This window comes from Agrobacterium sp. SORGH_AS_0440, from assembly GCF_031453135.1.
Taxonomy (GTDB): Bacteria; Pseudomonadota; Alphaproteobacteria; order Rhizobiales; family Rhizobiaceae; genus Agrobacterium; species Agrobacterium pusense.
Genome location: NZ_JAVIYR010000002.1, coordinates 171,514 through 190,349, shown reverse-complemented (window position 1 = coordinate 190,349; position 18,836 = coordinate 171,514). Strand labels below are relative to the sequence as shown.

Here is an 18,836-nt window from a genome sequence, read left to right as displayed (position 1 = left end):
TGGCAGCGCAGCGGCGTAAATTCGTTGGGAAAGGATCGATGATGCAGAACCCAGCCGCGGCAAGAGCCGCCCACAGCGCAGAAATTCAGGACAGGGCAGAAAAAGCGATGGCGGCTATCGGTGTCGATGCCCGTTTCATCGATCTGCTGGTGGAAACATTTTACGGTCGCGTGCTGAAGCACCCCGCGCTCGGGCCCGTTTTCGATGCGCGGCTTGCAGGCCGCTGGGCGGAACATATGGCCAGGATGAAGCAGTTCTGGGCGGCCGTCGCGTTCAAGAATGGCGGATATGGCGGCAAGCCGGTCCAAGCCCATCTTGGCGTAAAAGGCATGACCGCCGAGCTTTTCCCCCAATGGCTTGCGCTGTTTTCCGCCACACTCGATGACATTGCACCGGGCAGAGAGGCGCACGACTGGTTTATGGAAACCGCTGAACGCATCGCCAGAAGCCTGACGCTCTCGCTCTTTTACAATCCGGCGCTCGATGATCCCGCGTTGACGCGATCGTCGTCTTAACCGCAAGGCGCGGGGCCTGGGTACGGCACCTGATTGCAGAGTTGGAACGATGACGAAGCGCCGCGCAGGAGCGCGCAGGTTTCGAACATTCCCTCTTGATGGCCGCAAGGATAAATGTTTAGTAGCCGGCGGGAGGCGTACCGTGCGGTTCGCCTGTAATATGAAGCATAGCAGGGCTTATCGACATGGATCGCAGATCATTTATCCGCAAGGCTGGCGCCGTGGGCGCCGGTGTTACCGCAACGGCGCTGGCCGCTCCGGCCATCGCACAAGAAAATCCCAAGATTACCTGGCGGATGACGTCGTCCTTCACCAAGGGCCTCGACATTCTGTTCGGCGCGGGCCAGATCGTCGCCGATCACGTTAAGGAAGCTTCCGGCGGCAATTTCGTCATTCAGCATTTCGCGGGCGGAGAGATCGTGCCGGCCCTGCAGGCTGCGGACGCGGTGACGGCCGGAACCGTCGAAATGGCGCATACATGCGCCTATTATTACGTTGGCAAGGACCCGACCTTCGCGCTCGGGACCTCGGTTCCCTTCGGCCTCAATGCGCGCCAGACGAATGCCTGGTTCAACCAGGCCGGCGGCAACGAGCTGCTCAATGAGTTCCTTGCCCAGCACAATATCTACTCGATCCTGCTCGGCAACACCGGTGCCCAGATGGGCGGCTGGTTCCGCAAGGAAATCAACACCATCGACGACCTCAAGGGTCTGAAGATGCGTATTGCCGGCCTCACCGGCCAGGTGATGCAGAAGGTTGGCGTGACGCCGCAGCAGATCGCCGGCGGCGATGTCTACGCCGCGCTCGAAAAGGGCACGATCGACGCCACCGAGTTCGTCGGCCCCTATGATGACCAGAAGCTCGGCTTCTACAAGGTCGCGAAATATTACTATTACCCCGCATGGTGGGAAGGCGGCCCGGCCGTTCATGCCTTCGTCAACCTGCAGAAGTTCAACGAACTGCCGGAAAACTACAAGCGCATCCTGAAAGACGCCTGCGCCGCGGGCAGCGCCAGCATGCTGGAACGCTACGATGCGCGCAATCCGAAGGCGCTGAAGGAATTGGTAGCGCAGGGCGCGATCCTGCGCCCCTTCAGCCAGGAAATCCTCGATGTCTGCCACAAAGCGGCGCAGGAAACCTATGCGGAGATTTCGGCCAAGAACGAGAGCTTCAAGAAAATCTACGAGAGCCAGCAGGCCTTCAAGAAGGATGCCTATCTCTGGGCACAGATCGCCGAATACACCTATGACACCTACATGATGATCCAGCAGCGTAACGGCACGCTCTGATCGACAATCATTTCCCGACGATCTTCAGACGGTCATCCGGCATCTGCCGGGTGGCCGTTTTGTTAGACGAGACCAGTTTCCACACCTGCCGTTCCCGCCAGTCGACCGGGCTCATGCCGGTGACGCGGCGAAATTCCCGGTTGAAGTTGGACTTGGTTTGAAAGCCGGAAGAAAACATGATCGATGTCACCGATTGCTCCGTCTCCTCCAGCAACCGGCAGGCTTCGCGGATGCGCAGCTGGTTGACATATTGCGAGACGTTGACGCCAAGCGAACGATTGATCGCACCCGAAATCTGCCGGCTCGGCAGGCCGAGGCGTCTTGCTAGGCGCGACAGGTTGAGATTTTCGTCGCGGTAGAGCGCCTGCGACGTCATCAGGCGATCGAGGCCCGCAACGATCTCGCGGTCCTGTTGTGATGGTTCCGAAGGAGGCGGCACCTCTGCCGGCGGCTCCGCGGCCGCTTGCGACGCCTTGCTTTTCCCGGCCATGGCCGCCATCAGCCCGATCAGCAACAGGCCGAAAAGATTGGCGTTGCTGACGAGCGCCGCGACGTTCTCGCCATGTGCCCATTCGAAATCGAGAAACACCAGAAGATCGAACATAGCGGAAACGCACAGCGCCGCAGCAGCGATGATGAGCGCCTTGTGTGCCGAAGCGACGCTCGCAAATTGCGCCTCGTCCAGCCCATCAGGCCCTTTTCTTCCGAGCAGCAGCAGGGCGGTCGCATGGCCAACGAAGAGGGCAATCAGGCCAAGATCGATAGCGACCGGGAATGTGAATTCCAGAAGAATGACCAGCAGAGGGGACAGGGCGAGGCTTGCCAGCATGGCCCTTCTGCTTTCCGGCCCCACCTTCATCAGGCCGCGAAAGGCAATGTACACAAGTGGTGGCAAGCAGGCGGCCAAAACCGGCAGAACGTATCGCACCAGGCTCACACCATATCCCCAGCGCAGGCCGACGAGCACAGACTGCACGGCGCAAAGGGCGATAAGCGCCAAAAATACGCGGTTTGTCCGCACATCGTCTCCGCTTCGAAAGAAGACGATGAACATGACCACCAACAACAGCGCCACGACGAAAGGCAGGGGAATGAAAAGCACGATAACCATCCCGGAGCGAAACCTTGTCGCACTTCATGGACCAGATCGCGTTTCGGTACGACCTTTAACGCGATCAAGGACGCAAAAAATACGTGGCGGCGCAGATTGAGCCCCGTTCTTCCCAAACACACGAGGTTTTCATGCGCCCTGTCACCACCATAGCGACCATGTTATTTTCCGCTTTCGTCACTCAACCGGTTTTTGCGGCGGACGCCGTCGGCATCAGCGAAACTACCGTTCATTCGCCAGCTCGCGGCAAAGACCTTGCTCTCACCGTCTGGTATCCATCTGACGGAAAGGGCACACAGGCGCCTTCCGGCGAGGACCGAATTTTTCAGGGCACGCCCGTGTTCAAGGATGGTGCGGTGAAAACGGGCCGTTTGCCGCTCGTGCTTCTGTCCCACGGCTCGGGTTCAAGAGTGTCCGGCATGGCATGGATCGCCGCGAAGCTTGCGAGCGAGGGTTTCATCGTCGCCGGCACCAACCATCCCGGCACCACCAGCGGCGATTCCACGCCCGCCGATACGCCGAAAATCTGGGAGCGAACAGACGATCTCTCAACGATCATTACGGTCATGACGGCAGAAGGCAAGTGGTCGAATGCGATCGACACGAAGAGGATCGGCGTTCTCGGCTTCTCGCTGGGCGGCAGCGCGGCGATGGAGATTGTGGGTGCGCGCGCCGATCTCGATGCCTATGCCCGCTATTGCGAGGACTATTCTTCGATGATGGATTGCCAGTGGTTCGCCGGCGGCCGGGGTTACCTCAATGGCGAGCCGGTCAGCGTTCCGAAGCTGGATATCAAAACCCTCGACAAGGCCCGTTTTGAGCAGCAGAACCGCGATCCCCGCATTCGCTCCGCCGTGCTGATCGATCCCGGCCTGGCGCTGGCTTTCAAACCGGAGAGCCTGAAAGCGATCGATATTCCGCTGACCTTCATCAATCTCGGCAGCAAAGGTAAAATTCCGCCGGCCGTGCTTGCGGATAAACTCGCAGACGACGTGCCCGGCGCGACCTATCTGCGGGTGGACGACGCCAACCATTTCAGCTTCCTGCCCCTCTGCAAACCGGATGCCGATGCATTTCTCAAGTCCATCGGCGAGCATGATCCGATCTGCGAACCGGCCGGACCACGAGACCGCGCGGATATTCACGCACAATTGGAGACGATGATCCTTACAGCTTTCAACCGCACGCTGAAGCCGGGCCAGTGAGGCCGCAGTCTCAAAGGCCTAGCCGATCCGCTTATAGAACAGGGTCGTGCTGCAAAAGCGTCCATCCGGAAACAGGGCGTAATCCGGAATGACGCCGACCAGTTCCCAGCCGAGACGGGGATAAATCGCCTCGGCATCGCTGCCAGTTGCCGTATCCAGAACCAGAAGGGTACGGCCACGTTTTGCCGCTTCCTCCTCCACCCTTTGCATGAGCTTGCGGGCGACGCCAAGGCCTCGGGCGGATGGGTGCACGAGAAGTTTCATCAGATCGCCGCGATGTGGCTGGTTGGGTTTGGAGGCGAGCCCCACCTGCACGGTGCCGACTACCTTGCCATCCACTTCCGCTACCACATGAATAGTCGCACCCTGACCTGCCGCTTCAGCCACGGATCGCCAGAAGGGTTCGGCATCCTGCGGGGAAAAGGGCAACATGAAGCCGACGGAGGCGCCGCCGTTCACGCAGGCGGCGAGGACTTCGCAGAGTTCTGGCAGGGCATCGATGGTCTCTTGCCCGTTCAACATGCGGATGATGGTCATAAAAACTCCTGTGGGGAAATCAGCGCTGTCTTTGATCCAGCACAACGGCATAACGGGCAGGTTTTTCGGAAGGATTGTGGAAGACGTGCCCTTCTCCGACCGGCATGAAAAGGCAATCGCCCGGCTCCAGCCGGTGAACGTTTCCGCCGCTCGTCATTTCCAGCACGCCTTCGAAAAGCCAGACATATTGCGTCATGCCCCGGCTTGCCGCATGCGGCGGAAAACCGACGCGCGCGCCGGCTGGAAATTCGACTTCGACAATATCGACATCCGATCCCACGCGCGGCGGGGAAATGGCGCGGCGGACATAGCCTGTCTCGGGATCTTTCCAGAGCTGCTGGTCGCGCTTTCTCACCAGCGGAGAAACGGTTTCCTCATTTTCGGCGAAGAAACCGGAGAGCGACAGGCCAAATGCCGCGCAGATGCGGGCGAGCAGCGACGCGGTGGGGCTTGCCTCTCCCCTTTCAATACGGGAAATCATGGCGCGGCTGACGCCCGATTCGGATGCAAGCCTGTCCAGCGTCAGGCCGCTTTCAGCCCGCAACGTTTTGATGCGCTCGCCGATCGAGCGTTCGAGAATGTGATCTTCGTTTTCCATCATATGAGAATTTCACTCTCACATGATGGAGTCAATATCCTTCATAGTGGAATTGTCATTTTTCCGCCGGGTGCTTATCGGCAAATAGGCGTCAGGCGCCGACCTGGGCAATCCAGTCATTCAGATTATAGTAGTTCGTTACTCGGCTAACCTTTCCATCTTTCAGGTCAAAAAAGGCGCCGGCCGGCAGCACATATGTCTGACCGTTCGCCTCGGGCAACCCCTCGTCAGTCTTGAGATATTCGCCATTGACAATGAATTCGGCGGACGCGCGCTTTCCATCCTCGCTCGCCATGATCACCATATCGGTAAGGTTTTCCTTATAGCAGCGGTTCATATGATCCATGAAGGACGCAAAGGCGGCCTTGCCGGTCTGGCGCTCGCCCTGATTAATGTCATGCACCACCTCATCGTGAAGCAGCGCCAGGAAGGCATGCATATCCTGACGGTTGAAGGCATCGTAATAGGCGCGGATGGTCTCGGCAGCGGTCATCGTCTTCTCCGTTCATGCTTGCGCGGGTGTTCCATGACGGTATAACCAGTGCAACCGAGAGTGAAAATGCCCATGACCGTCGAAATCAAGTCTCTTTCCGGCATTGACGCCACACCTTATTTCGATGACCTCGCGCGCCTGCGGATCGAGGTGTTTCGCGCCTTTCCGTATCTCTATGACGGCTCGCTGGAGTATGAGCGCAAATATCTTGCGACCTATGCCGATACGGACGGGGCGGTCTTCGTGCTGGCGCTCGATGACGGCAGAGTGGTCGGCATGTCCACCGGCATGCCGATGGCCGCCGAAACCGACGAGGTGAAAACGCCATTCGTGGAAGCGGGCTACGATCCGGACCGGATATTCTACTTCGGTGAAAGCGTGCTGCTTCCCGGCTATCGCGGCCACGGCGTCGGCGTGCGCTTCTTCGAGGAGCGGGAGGCACATGCAAAGCGGCTCGGCTTCAACCAGTGCACCTTCTGCGCTGTCGAGCGGCCTGCCGACCATCCCCGCCGGCCGACGGATTACGTGCCGCTCAATGCCTTCTGGGAAAAGCGCGGTTATCGCCACCACCCCGAGCTGCATACAAGCTTCACCTGGCAGGACCTCGACGAAAGCACCGAGAGCCCCAAACCCCTGTCATTCTGGATGAAGACCATCCTTGCCGGAGATGGAGACACATGACACGCCTCGCCGCCAGCCAATATGCCATCGAGCTGATCGAGACATGGGAGGCCTATACCGCCCATATGTCCGCCGTTGTCCGCGAGGCCAAGCGCGAGGGCGCAGAACTGCTGCTGCTGCCGGAATATTCGGCTATGATGCTGACCGGTCAGTTGCCACCCGACATCCGTTCTGATCTGCACCGTTCCATCGAAGAGATACAGCCGATGATCCCCTCCTGGGTAGAGCTATGCGAGGAGCTGGCGCGGCAACATCAAATTCTGTTCCAGCCCGGCAGCGCGCCGGTGAAGGACCCGGACGGCAAATTCCGCAATCGCGCGTGGCTTTTTGGTCCGGATGGCCTAATCGGTTATCAGGACAAGCAGATCATGACCCGCTTCGAACGGGAGCAATGGAACATCCATGCCGGCGTCGAGGGCCTTAAAGCGTTTAATACGCAGATCGGCAGGCTGGGCATTCTCATCTGTTACGACAACGAGTTCCCGATGCTTGGCCGCAGGCTGGCGGAACTCGGCGTCGAACTGGTCCTCGCGCCCAGTTGCACCGATACCCTCGCGGGTGCCTATCGGGTCCGCATCGGCGCGCAGGCGCGGGCGCTGGAAAACCAGTATGCCGTCCTGTCATCGCCCACCGCCGGGGAAGCGCCATGGTCCCCGGCCGTCGATGAAAATCGTGGTCGCGCTGCTCTTTACGTGCCGTCGGACTACGGCATGCCAGCATCCGGCATCGTCGCGGAAAGCGAAAGTGATGCGGTGACGCAAAGCAGCCTTTTGATCGCCGATATCGATCTTGCCACAGTGGCAAGGCTGCGCACCGAGGGGCAGGTCGCCACCCGCCGTGACTGGCCGGAGCAATTTGCGATCTGAAAAGCCGATTTTAGAAGGCTTTTAACCAAATTCCCGCTTTGCGGCATGACAAGCCCCTGCTATAGCGCGGAACATGAGCACAAATTCGACCCGCACGCCCCTGGACCATATACGCAACTTTTCGATCGTAGCCCACATCGATCACGGCAAATCGACGCTGGCCGACCGGTTGATCCAGTCGACAGGCGGCCTCGCCGAACGCGACATGTCGGAACAGGTGCTCGATTCGATGGATATCGAGCGCGAGCGCGGGATCACCATCAAGGCTCAGACCGTGCGCCTGCATTACAAGGCGAATAACGGCGAGACCTATGTGCTTAATCTTATCGACACGCCCGGCCACGTCGACTTTGCCTATGAAGTCTCCCGCTCGCTTTCGGCTTGCGAAGGTTCGCTGCTGGTGGTCGACGCTTCGCAGGGCGTGGAAGCCCAGACGCTCGCCAATGTCTATCAGGCAATCGACAATAATCACGAACTGGTGACGGTGCTCAACAAGATCGACCTGCCTGCGGCCGAACCCGACCGCATCAAGGAACAGATCGAGGAAGTCATTGGCATCGATGCTTCCGACGCCGTGATGATTTCCGCCAAGACAGGTCTTGGCATTCCCGATGTTCTGGAAGCCATCGTCCATCGCCTGCCGCCGCCGAAGAGCGATGTCGGCGAAAACGGGCCGCTGAAAGCGCTGCTTGTTGACAGCTGGTACGACACCTATCTCGGCGTCATGGTTCTCGTGCGCGTCATCGACGGCGTGCTGAGCAAGGGCCAGCAGATCCGCATGATGGGTTCGGGCGCGAAATACGGCATCGAGCGCGTCGGTGTCCTGACCCCGAAGATGGTCAATGTCGATAGTCTCGGCCCCGGCGAGATCGGCTTCATCACCGCCTCGATCAAGGAGGTGGCCGATACACGCGTTGGCGATACCATCACCGACGAAAAGCGCCCGACGGCGCAGGCCCTGCCCGGCTTCAAGCCCGCGCAGCCCGTGGTGTTCTGCGGCCTCTTCCCGGTCGATGCGGCCGACTTCGAAGATTTGCGCGCGGCGGTGGGCAAGCTTCGCCTTAACGACGCCTCCTTCTCCTTCGAAATGGAATCGTCTGCCGCTCTCGGCTTCGGTTTCCGCTGCGGCTTCCTGGGCCTGCTCCATCTCGAAATCATTCAGGAACGCCTCGAGCGCGAATTCAATCTCGATCTCGTCGCGACAGCGCCTTCGGTCGTTTATGAAATGACGCTGACGGATGGCACGGAAAAGGAACTTCACAACCCGGCGGACATGCCCGACGTGGTGAAGATCAAGGAAATCCGCGAGCCCTGGATCAAGGCCACGATCATGACGCCGGATGAATATCTCGGCGGCATCCTGAAACTCTGTCAGGACCGGCGTGGCCTGCAGACCGAGCTGACCTATGTCGGCAACCGCGCGATGATCACCTACGAATTGCCGCTCAACGAAGTGGTGTTCGATTTCTACGACCGCCTGAAGTCCATCTCCAAGGGCTATGCCTCGTTCGATTACAACATCATCGATTATCGCGAAGGCGATCTCGTCAAGATGTCGATCCTCGTCAATGGCGATCCCGTTGATGCGCTTTCCATGCTGGTCCACCGCTCGGCGGCCGACCGGCGCGGGCGCGGCATGTGCGAAAAGCTGAAGGAACTCATTCCGCCGCACATGTTCCAGATCCCGATCCAGGCCGCCATCGGCGGCAAGGTCATCGCCCGCGAGACCGTGCGCGCGTTGCGCAAGGATGTAACGGCGAAGTGCTACGGCGGCGACGCCACACGCAAGCGCAAACTTCTGGACAAGCAGAAGGAAGGCAAAAAGCGCATGCGCCAGTTCGGTAAGGTGGAAATTCCGCAGGAAGCCTTTATCGCCGCTCTGAAGATGAACGACGAGTAGAAAAGAACCACTGAACCCGTCGGCCTACGGGTTCAGTGTTAGTTGCCTTATTGAAATCTAGCGTCCAGCTTAGTCTTCCTCAAGAACTGCTTTTTGAGCTTCAAGCAATCGGATCAGTTTGCCAATTTCTTTTGGCCCCATTTCTCCACGCACTAAGACTCGAATGTTGGTTTCGTTACTTAGGCTATTGCGCATCCATTCAGTCTCCCCTTTAGCGGGGAAGAATGATTGGTTTTCTTGCAAGATTGGAAATGTCGGTGGCTTCAAATCAATGGGTGCAGAAACTTCGACAATTACCTCTTGCATAGGAATGCCTGTTTGGCTTCCGTCTATCACAACCCAGTTACCGTCTTCGGATACCAATCTAACGCGCTGGGGCTTAGGAAGCTGTAGCACTCCCTGCGACTCCCATTGGATGAGATCGCCAACTTTCGCACCACCAAACCTCGTTGAGTCTTCTACAGAAAGCGTTTTCTTCGACCCGATAGGTTCCGATACCTCAGCATATGAAAGATCATCACTTTCAAACGCCCCCTCTTGCTCTAAATAACGACGCGTTTCCATATAGGCAGAAACTACGGGACCAATTGCGCGATCAAGAAAGTTCTCCCTTGTCAGCCACGACTTTAAGGCACCTTCTGATGGCACGCCATCTTGGAACCGGTCCCGAATCTCAGCAAATATCGTCGGGGTGAAGGCTGCTTCGATGAGAGCTTTTTTCCTCGCGGTTTCATCAACGGGGTGAAGGATATCAACGGCAAGCTGTGTGACTCGAGTTTGCCCTTTCCCCGCCTTTTCAAGCAATCCATAGTGCGCGAGGGAAGCAAGCGCCTTATCAGAAGCACCGCTTTGACCGCTATACCCGATATGTTTTGCTGCTACATCCCTATCAATTATATGCCGCCTGTCGGCGGTATGAATGCTTCGTACTTGACCGATAGCCTTCGGAAGACTGGCGTTGGGGTAACCTGGGCTGTGCGCTCGCGTCATACTTGATCTCCAATTTCATCAATCCATAGCATAAGCAATGAATTGAAGCAACAAAAGCAATCACGAAAACTTTTTTTGATAGGCAAATCAGCAATCATATTGCGGTAACGCGAGCATTCATGCATAGTATCTCACATGCCGAGTCGTGAATCGGCACTAAGGCCGCCTGATAAATTGGGGAAACTTGATGAAAAGAGCGATAGCCTACCGAATCAACGAGCACCGTTTCGGTAGGCGGCAACAGAAAGGGCCACAAACATATCGAGTACCAGTCGATATGAAATGTGACCCGTGGTGTCAGCGGACAAGCCCAAATCCGTTGGACGGAGTGACTGGGGAATGCCGATATCTGAAGCACTTAACACTTCAAGAATCGCATTTTCCGGTCTCCGTTTCAAGAGGGCATTCCGTCGTAGTCAGGAGAATATAATGACCAACGACAATATGCCGAGCTACACGCTCACTTTTGATGATGCCATCCAGATTTGGCTTCGCCACTGGAAGGGTGAATTCCAGAACCGGATTGCAGCGAGCTTCGACGTCAATCCGGGCCGCGTTAACGATGTCCTTAAAGAGCGGAAACATGTCGGCAGCCGTGAAGCCGCGCTTTCCCGGCGCTCCGCGTGACGAGAGGTTCTCAACATGACGAATAAACGTAATCAGCATGTTGTTCCTCATCCCGATGGCTGGGCCGTAAAAGGCGCCGGCGCAGAACGGGCAACGAGGGTGGTGGAAACCCAACGTGAAGCAATCGATATTGCCCGCGGAATCGCACAAAATCAGGCAACGGAAATGCTGGTTCACGGAGAGAACGGTCGCATCCGCGAGCGTAACTCTTATGGCAATGATCCGTTTCCGCCCAAGGGCTGACTGATCTTTTTACTGGTGCTGGTGGCCTCCCAAGGCCACCAGTTTTATAAATTCCTTTTATTCTCATATCTCCGGAAACAGGATCGACCGATGCGCCGCCGCACCGGCCATTGCGCCGTCGCCAACCGAAAGGGCGACAGAGCCGGCAGCCCTTGCCACATCGCCGCAGGCAAATATGCCGGCAATGGTGGTCTGTTTCATCGGATCGGTAACGACGGTCGATCCCATCGGTCCTTCCTCGATGGCGCAGCCGAGTTTTTTTACCCAGTCTGAGGCGATGCGCAATTTCGGCTGGGTGAAAAGGCCCGCCAGTGCAACATTACGCCCATCCACCAGAGCGATATCCGCACGTCCGGCGATTTCCCGGATATGCGTTTTTTCCACATGGACCCCGCGAGCAGACAGAAGCGCATCCTGATCAGCATCCGGCTCGAAGACACCATTGGTAAAGAAGGTCGTCTCCCCCCAGTCCGGGAGTATCAGTGCATGATGTATGGCCAGAGGTGAAGCCGCGATAACGCCGATCTTTCCCTGATCCAGTTCGTAGCCATGGCAATAAGGGCAGTGGAAAACAGAGGACCCCCAGCGGTCCCTCAGCCCGACTATATCCGGAAGTTCGTCGGTCACGCCCATTGCGAGAATGAGACGGGCGCCGCTTTCACGGCGACCGCCATCGATTTCAACCTCAAAGTCACCAAAAGTCCCTTCCGCATCCGTTACCCTCCCCCGCGCCCACTCGATCGTCGGGTAGCGCTCGATCTGGCTGCGTGCCTCGCTCACGATTTCGCCGGGCGCCTTGCCGTCCTGCCCAAGAAAACCATGAGAGTGGCTGGCAAAGCGATTTCGTCTTTCGCCTGCGTCCACCACCAGAACCCGCTTCCTTGCGCGGCCCAGCTGCAGGGCGGCGGATAACCCGGCGTAACTGCCGCCAATTATGATCACGTCGAATTTCATGATGCACCCATGGTTTGAGACCGACCGTAACCCCGGTCCATATCATGTGACTTATATTGTTACATGAAAGTTCGAGTCAATGGTCATGCAACTTATATTGTTACATCAGCCGGAGGGTGATAAGCGTGAATGCAAACAGGCGGGCTTCAACAATGAGACACGACACGCGACTTTCCCGGGTGCTGCATATTTTGATCCATATGGAAAAACATGAGGGCGCGGCGACTTCGGAAAGTATCGCAGCCATGTTGCAGACCAACCCCGTGGTGGTGCGCAGGACGATGGCGGGCCTGCGCGAGCAGGGATATGTCTCTTCCGAAAAAGGACATGGCGGAGGATGGGTTCTGGCGCGCCCACTCAATGAGATTACATTACTCGATATCTACAGAGCGCTTGGCGCACCCGGACTGTTCTCTATCGGTCTGGCAGGTGACAATCCGGATTGTGTTATTGAACAGGCAGTCAATGCTGCACTTCTCGAGGCCATGACCGAGGCGGAGAGCATTTTGTTATCCCGCTTCGGAAATATTACGCTTTCGGCGCTGGCGGCAGAATCGATCACCCGCTGGTCAAAAGTCTCCAATCATCCTTCCGCCATGGACCAGCTCTGAGCGAGTAAACCAGCGATTGTGCAAACGAAAAAAACCGCCTGCTCGGAAGCAGGCGGCTTCATCATGTCCAGTCAGCCATTAAGGCTGGGTCTGGGTTCCACCCGTGTTCGGACTTGCCGGGGCGGCGTTATTTGCCGGCGGCGTTGCCGGGGTAGTCGGTGCCATCGGTGCCGGCGCCTGGTCCGTCGCAGCGGGTGGCGTGGTGGACGACGTCGTGGCGGGATCGGTGGTCGGGCCGCTCATCTGCGACCAGGCGAAGACGCCCACCAATACGACGACGATGATTGCCAGCCACGGCACCCAGGACGACGAGGTGCGGGCACGCGGTTCGTTGTTGATATTCAGTTCCGGACGAAGATCGCGGTCCGGACGCGGGTTGTTGGGATCGAATGTCATGGTGTTTCCTCCTCTTCATTCTGCCGAGAAAACGACGTTCCCGCGATTTTGTTCCGATCAGTCGCCCCTGCGGTCAGGACGAAGGTGAAACGGGCGGCTGACGAAGAGCATCTGCAAGCACGGTCATGACGTGTGGACCACCCATTTGCGACACGTTGAAACGCATGAAACCGGACGCGCTCTGCGAGGAACTGAACACATTCCCCGGTGCGAGCACCAACTGCTGCGCGAGCGCGCGGCGCGCCACATCGGCAGCATCCACGCCTTCCGGCAGGCGGCACCATAAAAACATGCCCGCCTGCGGTTCGATCCACGGCACGCATCCAAGTGAGATGAGGCGCGCCGCCGCCTCCGGCATCGCCGCCGCAAGCCGCAGACGAAGCGCCTCGACATGTTTGCGATAACTGCCATCCGTCAGAAGCGACAGGACCAGCGCGGCTGAGAAATGCGCTCCGCCGAAAGCGGTGGCGATCTTGAGGTCGGTCAACGCTTCCACCCACGCCAGGGGCGCTGCTATGAAACCGCAGCGCACGGAAGCCGACAGTGTTTTTGAAAAACTACCGATCTGGACAACGCGGTTCAGGCCGTCGAAGGCCGCCAGACGCGGGGCGGCCTGAGTTTCGAAATCGGCGAAAATATCATCCTCAATGATGGTCAGTCCCGACTGTTCGGCCAACATCAACAAACGGTGGGCATGAACGGCGGAGAGCCGCGCGCCAGTGGGATTATGGATCGCGGAATTGGTGATATAGAGCCGCGGCCGGTGCTCTTTCAGCGCCTGCTCGAAAATCGGCAGGTCCGGCCCTGTAGGTGTATAGGGCACGCCAATGGCCCTGACGCGGTGCGCGCGCAAAAGGGCGTGGAAATTGAAATAACATGGATCATCGACGATTACCGTATCTCCAGGCTGCAGCAAAAAGCGGCACAGGAGATCGATTGCCTGGGTACCGGAATCGGTCAGCATGATCTGGCTGGCCCCGGCCTGAACCCCGTGATCGGCCAGCCTGCGCGACAGGAGCTGCCGCAGCGGCAGAAGCCCCATCGGGCTCGCATAATCCGTCAGCAGGGCGGCATCCGCGCGCGCAAGCCCCCTGATCGCCCGCCGCATTGCCTCTTCCGGCATCCAGGACGCGGGAAGCCAGCCGCAACCGGGCTTGGCGAGGACGGACCCTTCGTCCAGCGCCTGGCGGGATACCCATAGCGGGTCCACCGCCCTGTCCAGCCGGGGCTCGATATCGGCGAGAGACAGGGGCGCAAGCGGACCGGCTACAAAAAATCCGGAGCCCGGCCGCGAGCTTATCGTGCCATCGGCCACCAGCCGGTCATAGGCTTCGACAACAGTGGAGGTGGAAACGTGCATGGCTTTCGCCAGCCCGCGCACCGAAGGCAGGCGCGCGCCTGGAACGAGGCTGCGCGAAGCAATGCGCTGGCGAATGCTCGCCATGACCTTTTCTATGCGCGTACCGGGTTCGATCTGCGCGAGGGTTGAAAACCGCCCGTCCACAACTCTCTCCATCCGTACTGGAACATCAACCATAACAGTTTCTTTAAATTGTACATGACTGTCGCTGTTGCCGCCAGCAGTTCCGGAGGAAGAAGGACAAAATGCAGGAGATGACGATGGACAAGGCGACAAGCGGCTGGCTGAACGGTCTGACGGGCGTGGTGATATTTAGCGGCTCGCTGCCCGCCACGCGCGTTGCGGTGACGGGTTTCGATCCCGTGTTCCTCACTGTGGCCCGCGCCAGCATTGCGGGTCTATTGGCGGTGGTGCTGCTGCTTGTTTTCAGGCAAAAGCGCCCGGCGCGCCATGATTTGACATCGCTCTTCATCGTCTCGCTTGGGGTTGTCGTGGGCTTTCCGCTGTTGACGGCGCTTGCCCTCCGACACGTTACCTCGGCGCATTCCATTGTTTTTGTCGGGCTGTTGCCGCTGGCCACCGCAATCTTTGCGGTTCTGCGCGGAGGCGAGCGCCCGCGCCCGGCCTTCTGGCTCTTTTCCTGCGCGGGCAGCGCCCTGGTGGCGGGCTTTTCGATGTGGAATTCATTTTCGACCGGGCTTGAGGCCTCGCTTGCCGGTGATCTCCTGATGCTCGGCGCAATCATCGTCTGCGGACTTGGTTATGCAGAGGGTGCCGCCCTTTCCCGCAAGCTGGGGGGCTGGCAGGTCATTTCCTGGGCGCTGGTTCTCTCCCTGCCGGTGATGCTGCCGCTCGCCTTTTTCACAGGGCCGCAAACGCTTGCCGGCATCGATCCCCAAGCTTGGGGCGGCCTTGCCTATGTTTCCCTGTTCAGCATGCTGATCGGCTTCATCTTCTGGTATCGCGGCCTGGCGCAGGGCGGCATTGCGGCAGTCGGACAATTGCAGCTGCTGCAGCCGTTCTTCGGCCTCGCGCTTGCCGCAACCCTGCTGCACGAAGAGGTAAGCCCTGCCATGATTGCCGTTACGCTGGTTGTAGTGCTCTGCGTCGCGGGCGCCAGAAAATTCGCGCGCTGACACGGGCGATCCTTCAGCTGGAACGGCGATCCACCCAGCGGTGCCACGCATCTTCGCTGCCGTTGAAGACATTGAGATCGATGCGGCCATCGACGCCATGTGACAGGCCCGAGCCGGAATATTGCCAGAACAGCCATTTGCGACCGGGATAGACCACCGATGGGTGCTGGGCGACGGCGCGCAGCCAGAAAGGATAGTCCTGGAACTCGCCGGTCAGGTTATCCTTGTAAAAATCCGGCGCGGTATAAATGATAGGGCGCTGCCCGTAATGGCGCTCGAGCTTGTTCATGAAGACGCGCATCTTTTCCAGAACGCGCTCACGGGAATGACGCATCTTGCAGCTCGACTCGCCGTTATATTCCACATCGATCACCGGTGGCAGCGCGTCGGGATCGCGTGGCACGTTGCGAATGAACCAGTCTGCCTGTTCGCTGGCCGAACGGCACCAGTAGAAGAAGTGATAGGCGCCACGGCGAATGCCCGCGGCCTTTGCACCCTGCCAGTTGGTGCGGAACATCGGATCAAGGTGATCGCCGCCATCCGTGGCCTTGATGAAGGCGAAATTGGCCCCGCGGGTGCGCAGCAACGGCCAATCGATATTGGCCTGCCAGCGCGACACATCCACGCCGTGCACCTGGAAATGCCGCGGCTGAACCCGGCCGAAATTGATCGGTTTCGCATCGCTGAAGCTGGAACGGAAAATGCGGGAGCGGATCTGCGCACCGGCGCTCGCCGCCGGAGCCGCCGCCATGGCCAATTGGACCGGACGCTCCATCGGCCGTTCGGCCGGCCGTATCATCCCGGCCTGCGGCGGGACCGGCAAACGGATTTCAGGCGCATCCTGCGGCAGCGACGCCCTCGGCGTGACGGCGGAAAAAGCCTTGGGCTCTTCCGGCACCGGCCCGCCCCAGGCCAGTACTTCCTGCCGCGGTTGAGCGGTTATCGGCTGCGAGCCGACACTTGCCTGCGGCACCGGCGCTGATGGCGTGACAGAACTCGTGGTTTCCTTCGACGGCAAGCCGGCAACCAGGCTTTCCGGACCGGAACTGGACGTGCAGCCGCCAAGCAGAAGGCAACCGAAAAGAAGTGCTGGCACAGCCGATGAACGCATGAGAACCCGTACGCAAAACAAATCGGGGACGCACTGGCGCCACCCGGAGACCTCGAAATACAAATGCTAACGGAAGATTATCAAAAAAGACTGAATCTTATCTTTACGCCGGCACCCACCAATGCGCCCTTCATTTCTGGCAGGTAAATTGCATTCCGGTTCTCATTGGACGACTCAGGCCGTCATGGTGCTGAGATCAACGGTATCGGCGCCGGGGGAATTTCTCTTGATCGACTCGATCGCGTGAATGGCCGAGGCCTTGGCCTTATAGCCTTCAGAGACAAACATCGTCTCGCCGTTCGAAGCCTTGAAGCGAAAGCGAAACTCTCCGGCTTTGTCTTGATAGATCTCGAATTTGTACATGGGCTTTGCGGCTCCTTCGCGCTGAAAAATGAACTCCACGCAATTCTGGTCTGGCACCATGATATTCGCAACAGAAAATCCGTCAGATGAGCCGCACCCAGGCACGGGCAATCTCCAGACCCGCTGCATCCGCCATCCCTGCACGCAGGTCGCGATGATCGGGATATTGTGCCAGCCAGCCGGGCGCCATTTTTTCGATGGAAGCGGGAAAGGCCTCGCACCACCCGTCGACGACTGCTGCGGAGGCCTCGAAATGGAACTGTGTGCCATAGACCGCCCGTCCGAGGCGAAAGGCCTGATTCCGCGTCGCGGCATTGGTCGCAAGCCGGGTGGCGCCGGGTGGTAGTGTAAATGTATCGCAGTGCCATTGAAAAATCGGAAAAGCTCTATCCAGCCCGGCCAAAAGCGGATCGGAAATGCCCTCTTCCGTGAGGGACACCTTTTGCCAGCCGAATTCCGGTGGACCGGAGAGAATATTATCGCCACCATAAGCGCGGGCCAGCAGCTGGCTGCCGAGGCAAACACCCATGACTGCCCTGCCCGCATCGCCAAAGGTTTTCATCAAACGCGCAAGCTCTGGAAGATAGGGATAGAGGGCATCGTCGAGTGCGTTCTGCTCCCCGCCCAGAACGATAAGGGCATCATGACCGCCCGCATCTTTCGGAAGCGGTTCCCCCGCATAGGCGCGAATGACGTGTACCGCCGCATTCGCCTCCGCCAATGCCACGCCGAGTTGTCCATACGGCGTGCCCGCCATGTTTTCGATAATTGCGACGCGCATGCGACCTCTTGATGATAACAGATGATTCAGCCGGCAGGTTTCGCCGATTGAATCCAAGCTTCATCATGATGAAAAGGGATTTTCAAGAGGTACGGCAGCAGTGGCGTGGCACAGCATGGGCCCTGCCACTGGATATTAGAATTCCCGCGAGAGCTTCGCGTCGACCGAATGCCGGTTGCCGCCCCGAATCGCGAAGAACAGGAAAATCGCCGCCCAGAGAATCGATTTTTCCGCACCGCCCAGACCTTCCGCCTTCACCACACCATGGAACCAGACCGTTACCAGAAGGACGATCATGGCGGCGAAGGATGCCGGCCGCGTGAAAAGGCCGATGGCGATGAAAATACCGCCGAAGAATTCCGTTGCCGCCAGCAGCGGCGACCAGAAGACGCCCGGGTAAAAACCGAGGCTCTCCACCATGCCGACCGCCCCGAAGGGATTGAGAATCTTGCCGAACCCATGGGTAACCAGCAGAAGTCCCGCCGTGACACGCAAAATGGTCTCCACCACATCGTGTGTCCCGTTATAAAGCGGTGCGACGGCGGGAACGAACAGACGCTGACGATTATTGTCGAACTGGGCCATAGGATCTCTCTGTTTGAGCATTCGATTGACTTATCTGTTCGCAAAGCCCCGTGATAAGAACAAGCATGTGCCGGGTAAAAACATGAGCGTTAAAGTTAACATTATCGTGACTCGGCCGCGAAGGAGACGTGATGATGACCGACACCAAACCGCGCATAACGATACGCTACTGCACCCAGTGCAACTGGTTGCTGCGGGCTGGATGGATGGCGCAGGAGATCCTGCAAACCTTCGCCTTGGATATCGGCGAAGTGAGCCTTGTCCCCTCGACCGGCGGCGTGTTCGAGATCGGGGTGGACGGTACCATTATATGGGAACGTAAACGTGACGGCGGTTTTCCCGGCCCAAAAGAGCTCAAACAGAGAATCCGCGACATCATCGACCCGGACCGAGACCTCGGTCATGTCGACAGGACGAAGCACGAAGGCCTCGACACCTGACCCGGCGACGGGTTTCAACAGCACCAGACAAGTTTTTTCCCTTT

23 protein-coding genes are annotated in these 18,836 nt (G+C 58.5%); 11 read left to right on the top strand and 12 right to left on the bottom strand.

The window, feature by feature from the left end:
* Positions 1 to 41: 41 nt before the first annotated feature.
* Positions 42 to 515: a group III truncated hemoglobin gene (locus QE453_RS10165; RefSeq protein ID WP_037089611.1), complete on the top strand. Its 474-nt coding sequence runs from the start codon at positions 42 to 44 to the stop codon at positions 513 to 515.
* 185 nt (positions 516 to 700) lie between these two features.
* Complete coding sequence (locus QE453_RS10160; RefSeq protein WP_004439343.1) at positions 701 to 1,804, top strand: TRAP transporter substrate-binding protein; 1,104 nt, start codon at positions 701 to 703, stop codon at positions 1,802 to 1,804.
* Between the two features lie 7 nt (positions 1,805 to 1,811).
* Here the strand turns inward: QE453_RS10160 and QE453_RS10155 are convergent, their stop codons facing one another.
* Positions 1,812 to 2,906, bottom strand: coding sequence for an AraC family transcriptional regulator (locus QE453_RS10155; RefSeq protein ID WP_037089612.1), 1,095 nt, complete (start codon positions 2,904 to 2,906; stop codon positions 1,812 to 1,814).
* A 140-nt stretch (positions 2,907 to 3,046) separates the two neighbouring features.
* On the opposite strand from QE453_RS10155, the gene QE453_RS10150 reads away from it, so the two are divergent.
* A complete protein-coding gene (locus QE453_RS10150; RefSeq protein WP_173614957.1) occupies positions 3,047 to 4,120 on the top strand; it encodes a serine aminopeptidase domain-containing protein in 1,074 nt (357 codons plus the stop codon).
* A gap of 18 nt (positions 4,121 to 4,138) precedes the next feature.
* Here QE453_RS10150 and QE453_RS10145 read toward each other — a convergent pair whose 3' ends face one another.
* From QE453_RS10145 to QE453_RS10135, 3 genes are all read right to left on the bottom strand, one after another.
* The gene (locus tag QE453_RS10145) at positions 4,139 to 4,657 is read right to left on the bottom strand and encodes a GNAT family N-acetyltransferase (RefSeq protein WP_045533045.1); all 519 of its coding nucleotides are present in this window, start codon (positions 4,655 to 4,657) and stop codon (positions 4,139 to 4,141) included.
* Between the two features lie 19 nt (positions 4,658 to 4,676).
* Positions 4,677 to 5,258, bottom strand: a complete 582-nt coding sequence (locus QE453_RS10140; RefSeq protein WP_004439336.1) for a helix-turn-helix domain-containing protein — start codon at positions 5,256 to 5,258, stop codon at positions 4,677 to 4,679.
* Positions 5,259 to 5,346: 88 nt separating this feature from the next.
* Complete coding sequence (locus QE453_RS10135) at positions 5,347 to 5,748, bottom strand: ketosteroid isomerase-related protein (protein WP_045533046.1); 402 nt, start codon at positions 5,746 to 5,748, stop codon at positions 5,347 to 5,349.
* Positions 5,749 to 5,820: 72 nt separating this feature from the next.
* Between QE453_RS10135 and QE453_RS10130 the strand changes: the two genes are divergently transcribed.
* From QE453_RS10130 to lepA, 3 genes are all read left to right on the top strand, one after another.
* Complete coding sequence (locus tag QE453_RS10130; RefSeq protein WP_194842349.1) at positions 5,821 to 6,429, top strand: GNAT family N-acetyltransferase; 609 nt, start codon at positions 5,821 to 5,823, stop codon at positions 6,427 to 6,429.
* Positions 6,426 to 7,295 (top strand): carbon-nitrogen hydrolase family protein, encoded by an 870-nt coding sequence (locus QE453_RS10125; RefSeq protein ID WP_309777001.1) that lies wholly within the window; start codon positions 6,426 to 6,428, stop codon positions 7,293 to 7,295. Before QE453_RS10130 ends, QE453_RS10125 begins: the two co-directional genes overlap by 4 nt.
* Before the next feature lie 73 nt (positions 7,296 to 7,368).
* Positions 7,369 to 9,195: a translation elongation factor 4 gene (lepA, locus tag QE453_RS10120; RefSeq protein ID WP_082074379.1), complete on the top strand. Its 1,827-nt coding sequence runs from the start codon at positions 7,369 to 7,371 to the stop codon at positions 9,193 to 9,195.
* 69 nt (positions 9,196 to 9,264) lie between these two features.
* Here lepA and QE453_RS10115 read toward each other — a convergent pair whose 3' ends face one another.
* Complete coding sequence (locus QE453_RS10115; RefSeq protein WP_309777000.1) at positions 9,265 to 10,185, bottom strand: hypothetical protein; 921 nt, start codon at positions 10,183 to 10,185, stop codon at positions 9,265 to 9,267.
* Between the two features lie 429 nt (positions 10,186 to 10,614).
* Between QE453_RS10115 and QE453_RS10110 the strand changes: the two genes are divergently transcribed.
* Together QE453_RS10110 and QE453_RS10105 are read left to right on the top strand one after the other, a co-directional pair.
* Positions 10,615 to 10,812 (top strand): hypothetical protein, encoded by a 198-nt coding sequence (locus tag QE453_RS10110; RefSeq protein ID WP_020808455.1) that lies wholly within the window; start codon positions 10,615 to 10,617, stop codon positions 10,810 to 10,812.
* Between the two features lie 15 nt (positions 10,813 to 10,827).
* Positions 10,828 to 11,055, top strand: a complete 228-nt coding sequence (locus QE453_RS10105; RefSeq protein WP_173614953.1) for a DUF2188 domain-containing protein — start codon at positions 10,828 to 10,830, stop codon at positions 11,053 to 11,055.
* 63 nt (positions 11,056 to 11,118) lie between these two features.
* Here the strand turns inward: QE453_RS10105 and QE453_RS10100 are convergent, their stop codons facing one another.
* Positions 11,119 to 12,009: an NAD(P)/FAD-dependent oxidoreductase gene (locus tag QE453_RS10100; protein WP_309776997.1), complete on the bottom strand. Its 891-nt coding sequence runs from the start codon at positions 12,007 to 12,009 to the stop codon at positions 11,119 to 11,121.
* Between the two features lie 152 nt (positions 12,010 to 12,161).
* Between QE453_RS10100 and QE453_RS10095 the strand changes: the two genes are divergently transcribed.
* On the top strand, positions 12,162 to 12,620 hold the full coding sequence (locus QE453_RS10095) for an Rrf2 family transcriptional regulator (RefSeq protein WP_309778124.1): 459 nt from the start codon (positions 12,162 to 12,164) through the stop codon (positions 12,618 to 12,620).
* A 78-nt stretch (positions 12,621 to 12,698) separates the two neighbouring features.
* On the opposite strand, the gene QE453_RS10090 is transcribed toward QE453_RS10095, so the two are convergent.
* A complete protein-coding gene (locus tag QE453_RS10090) occupies positions 12,699 to 13,016 on the bottom strand; it encodes a hypothetical protein (RefSeq protein WP_004439319.1) in 318 nt (105 codons plus the stop codon).
* 73 nt (positions 13,017 to 13,089) lie between these two features.
* A complete protein-coding gene (locus QE453_RS10085; RefSeq protein ID WP_210273998.1) occupies positions 13,090 to 14,532 on the bottom strand; it encodes a PLP-dependent aminotransferase family protein in 1,443 nt (480 codons plus the stop codon).
* Between the two features lie 104 nt (positions 14,533 to 14,636).
* On the opposite strand from QE453_RS10085, the gene QE453_RS10080 reads away from it, so the two are divergent.
* Positions 14,637 to 15,512 (top strand): DMT family transporter, encoded by an 876-nt coding sequence (locus QE453_RS10080; protein WP_022555441.1) that lies wholly within the window; start codon positions 14,637 to 14,639, stop codon positions 15,510 to 15,512.
* A gap of 13 nt (positions 15,513 to 15,525) precedes the next feature.
* On the opposite strand, the gene QE453_RS10075 is transcribed toward QE453_RS10080, so the two are convergent.
* The 4 genes from QE453_RS10075 to QE453_RS10060 all read right to left on the bottom strand — a co-directional run bounded on the left by QE453_RS10075 (position 15,526) and on the right by QE453_RS10060 (position 18,352).
* Entirely contained in the window at positions 15,526 to 16,623 is a 1,098-nt protein-coding gene (locus QE453_RS10075) for a GH25 family lysozyme (RefSeq protein ID WP_060942483.1), read from the bottom strand.
* Positions 16,624 to 16,797: 174 nt separating this feature from the next.
* Positions 16,798 to 16,986, bottom strand: coding sequence for a YegP family protein (locus QE453_RS10070; RefSeq protein WP_004439314.1), 189 nt, complete (start codon positions 16,984 to 16,986; stop codon positions 16,798 to 16,800).
* 82 nt (positions 16,987 to 17,068) lie between these two features.
* Positions 17,069 to 17,767 carry a type 1 glutamine amidotransferase gene (locus QE453_RS10065; RefSeq protein WP_045533058.1) on the bottom strand — a complete coding sequence of 233 codons (699 nt, stop codon included), beginning with the start codon at positions 17,765 to 17,767 and terminating at the stop codon, positions 17,069 to 17,071.
* A 135-nt stretch (positions 17,768 to 17,902) separates the two neighbouring features.
* A complete protein-coding gene (locus QE453_RS10060; RefSeq protein ID WP_004439312.1) occupies positions 17,903 to 18,352 on the bottom strand; it encodes a DoxX family protein in 450 nt (149 codons plus the stop codon).
* A 134-nt stretch (positions 18,353 to 18,486) separates the two neighbouring features.
* Here QE453_RS10060 and QE453_RS10055 point away from each other — a divergent pair, with 134 nt between their 5' ends.
* Positions 18,487 to 18,792, top strand: a complete 306-nt coding sequence (locus tag QE453_RS10055; protein ID WP_037089622.1) for a SelT/SelW/SelH family protein — start codon at positions 18,487 to 18,489, stop codon at positions 18,790 to 18,792.
* The last annotated feature ends 44 nt before the right edge of the window (positions 18,793 to 18,836 follow it).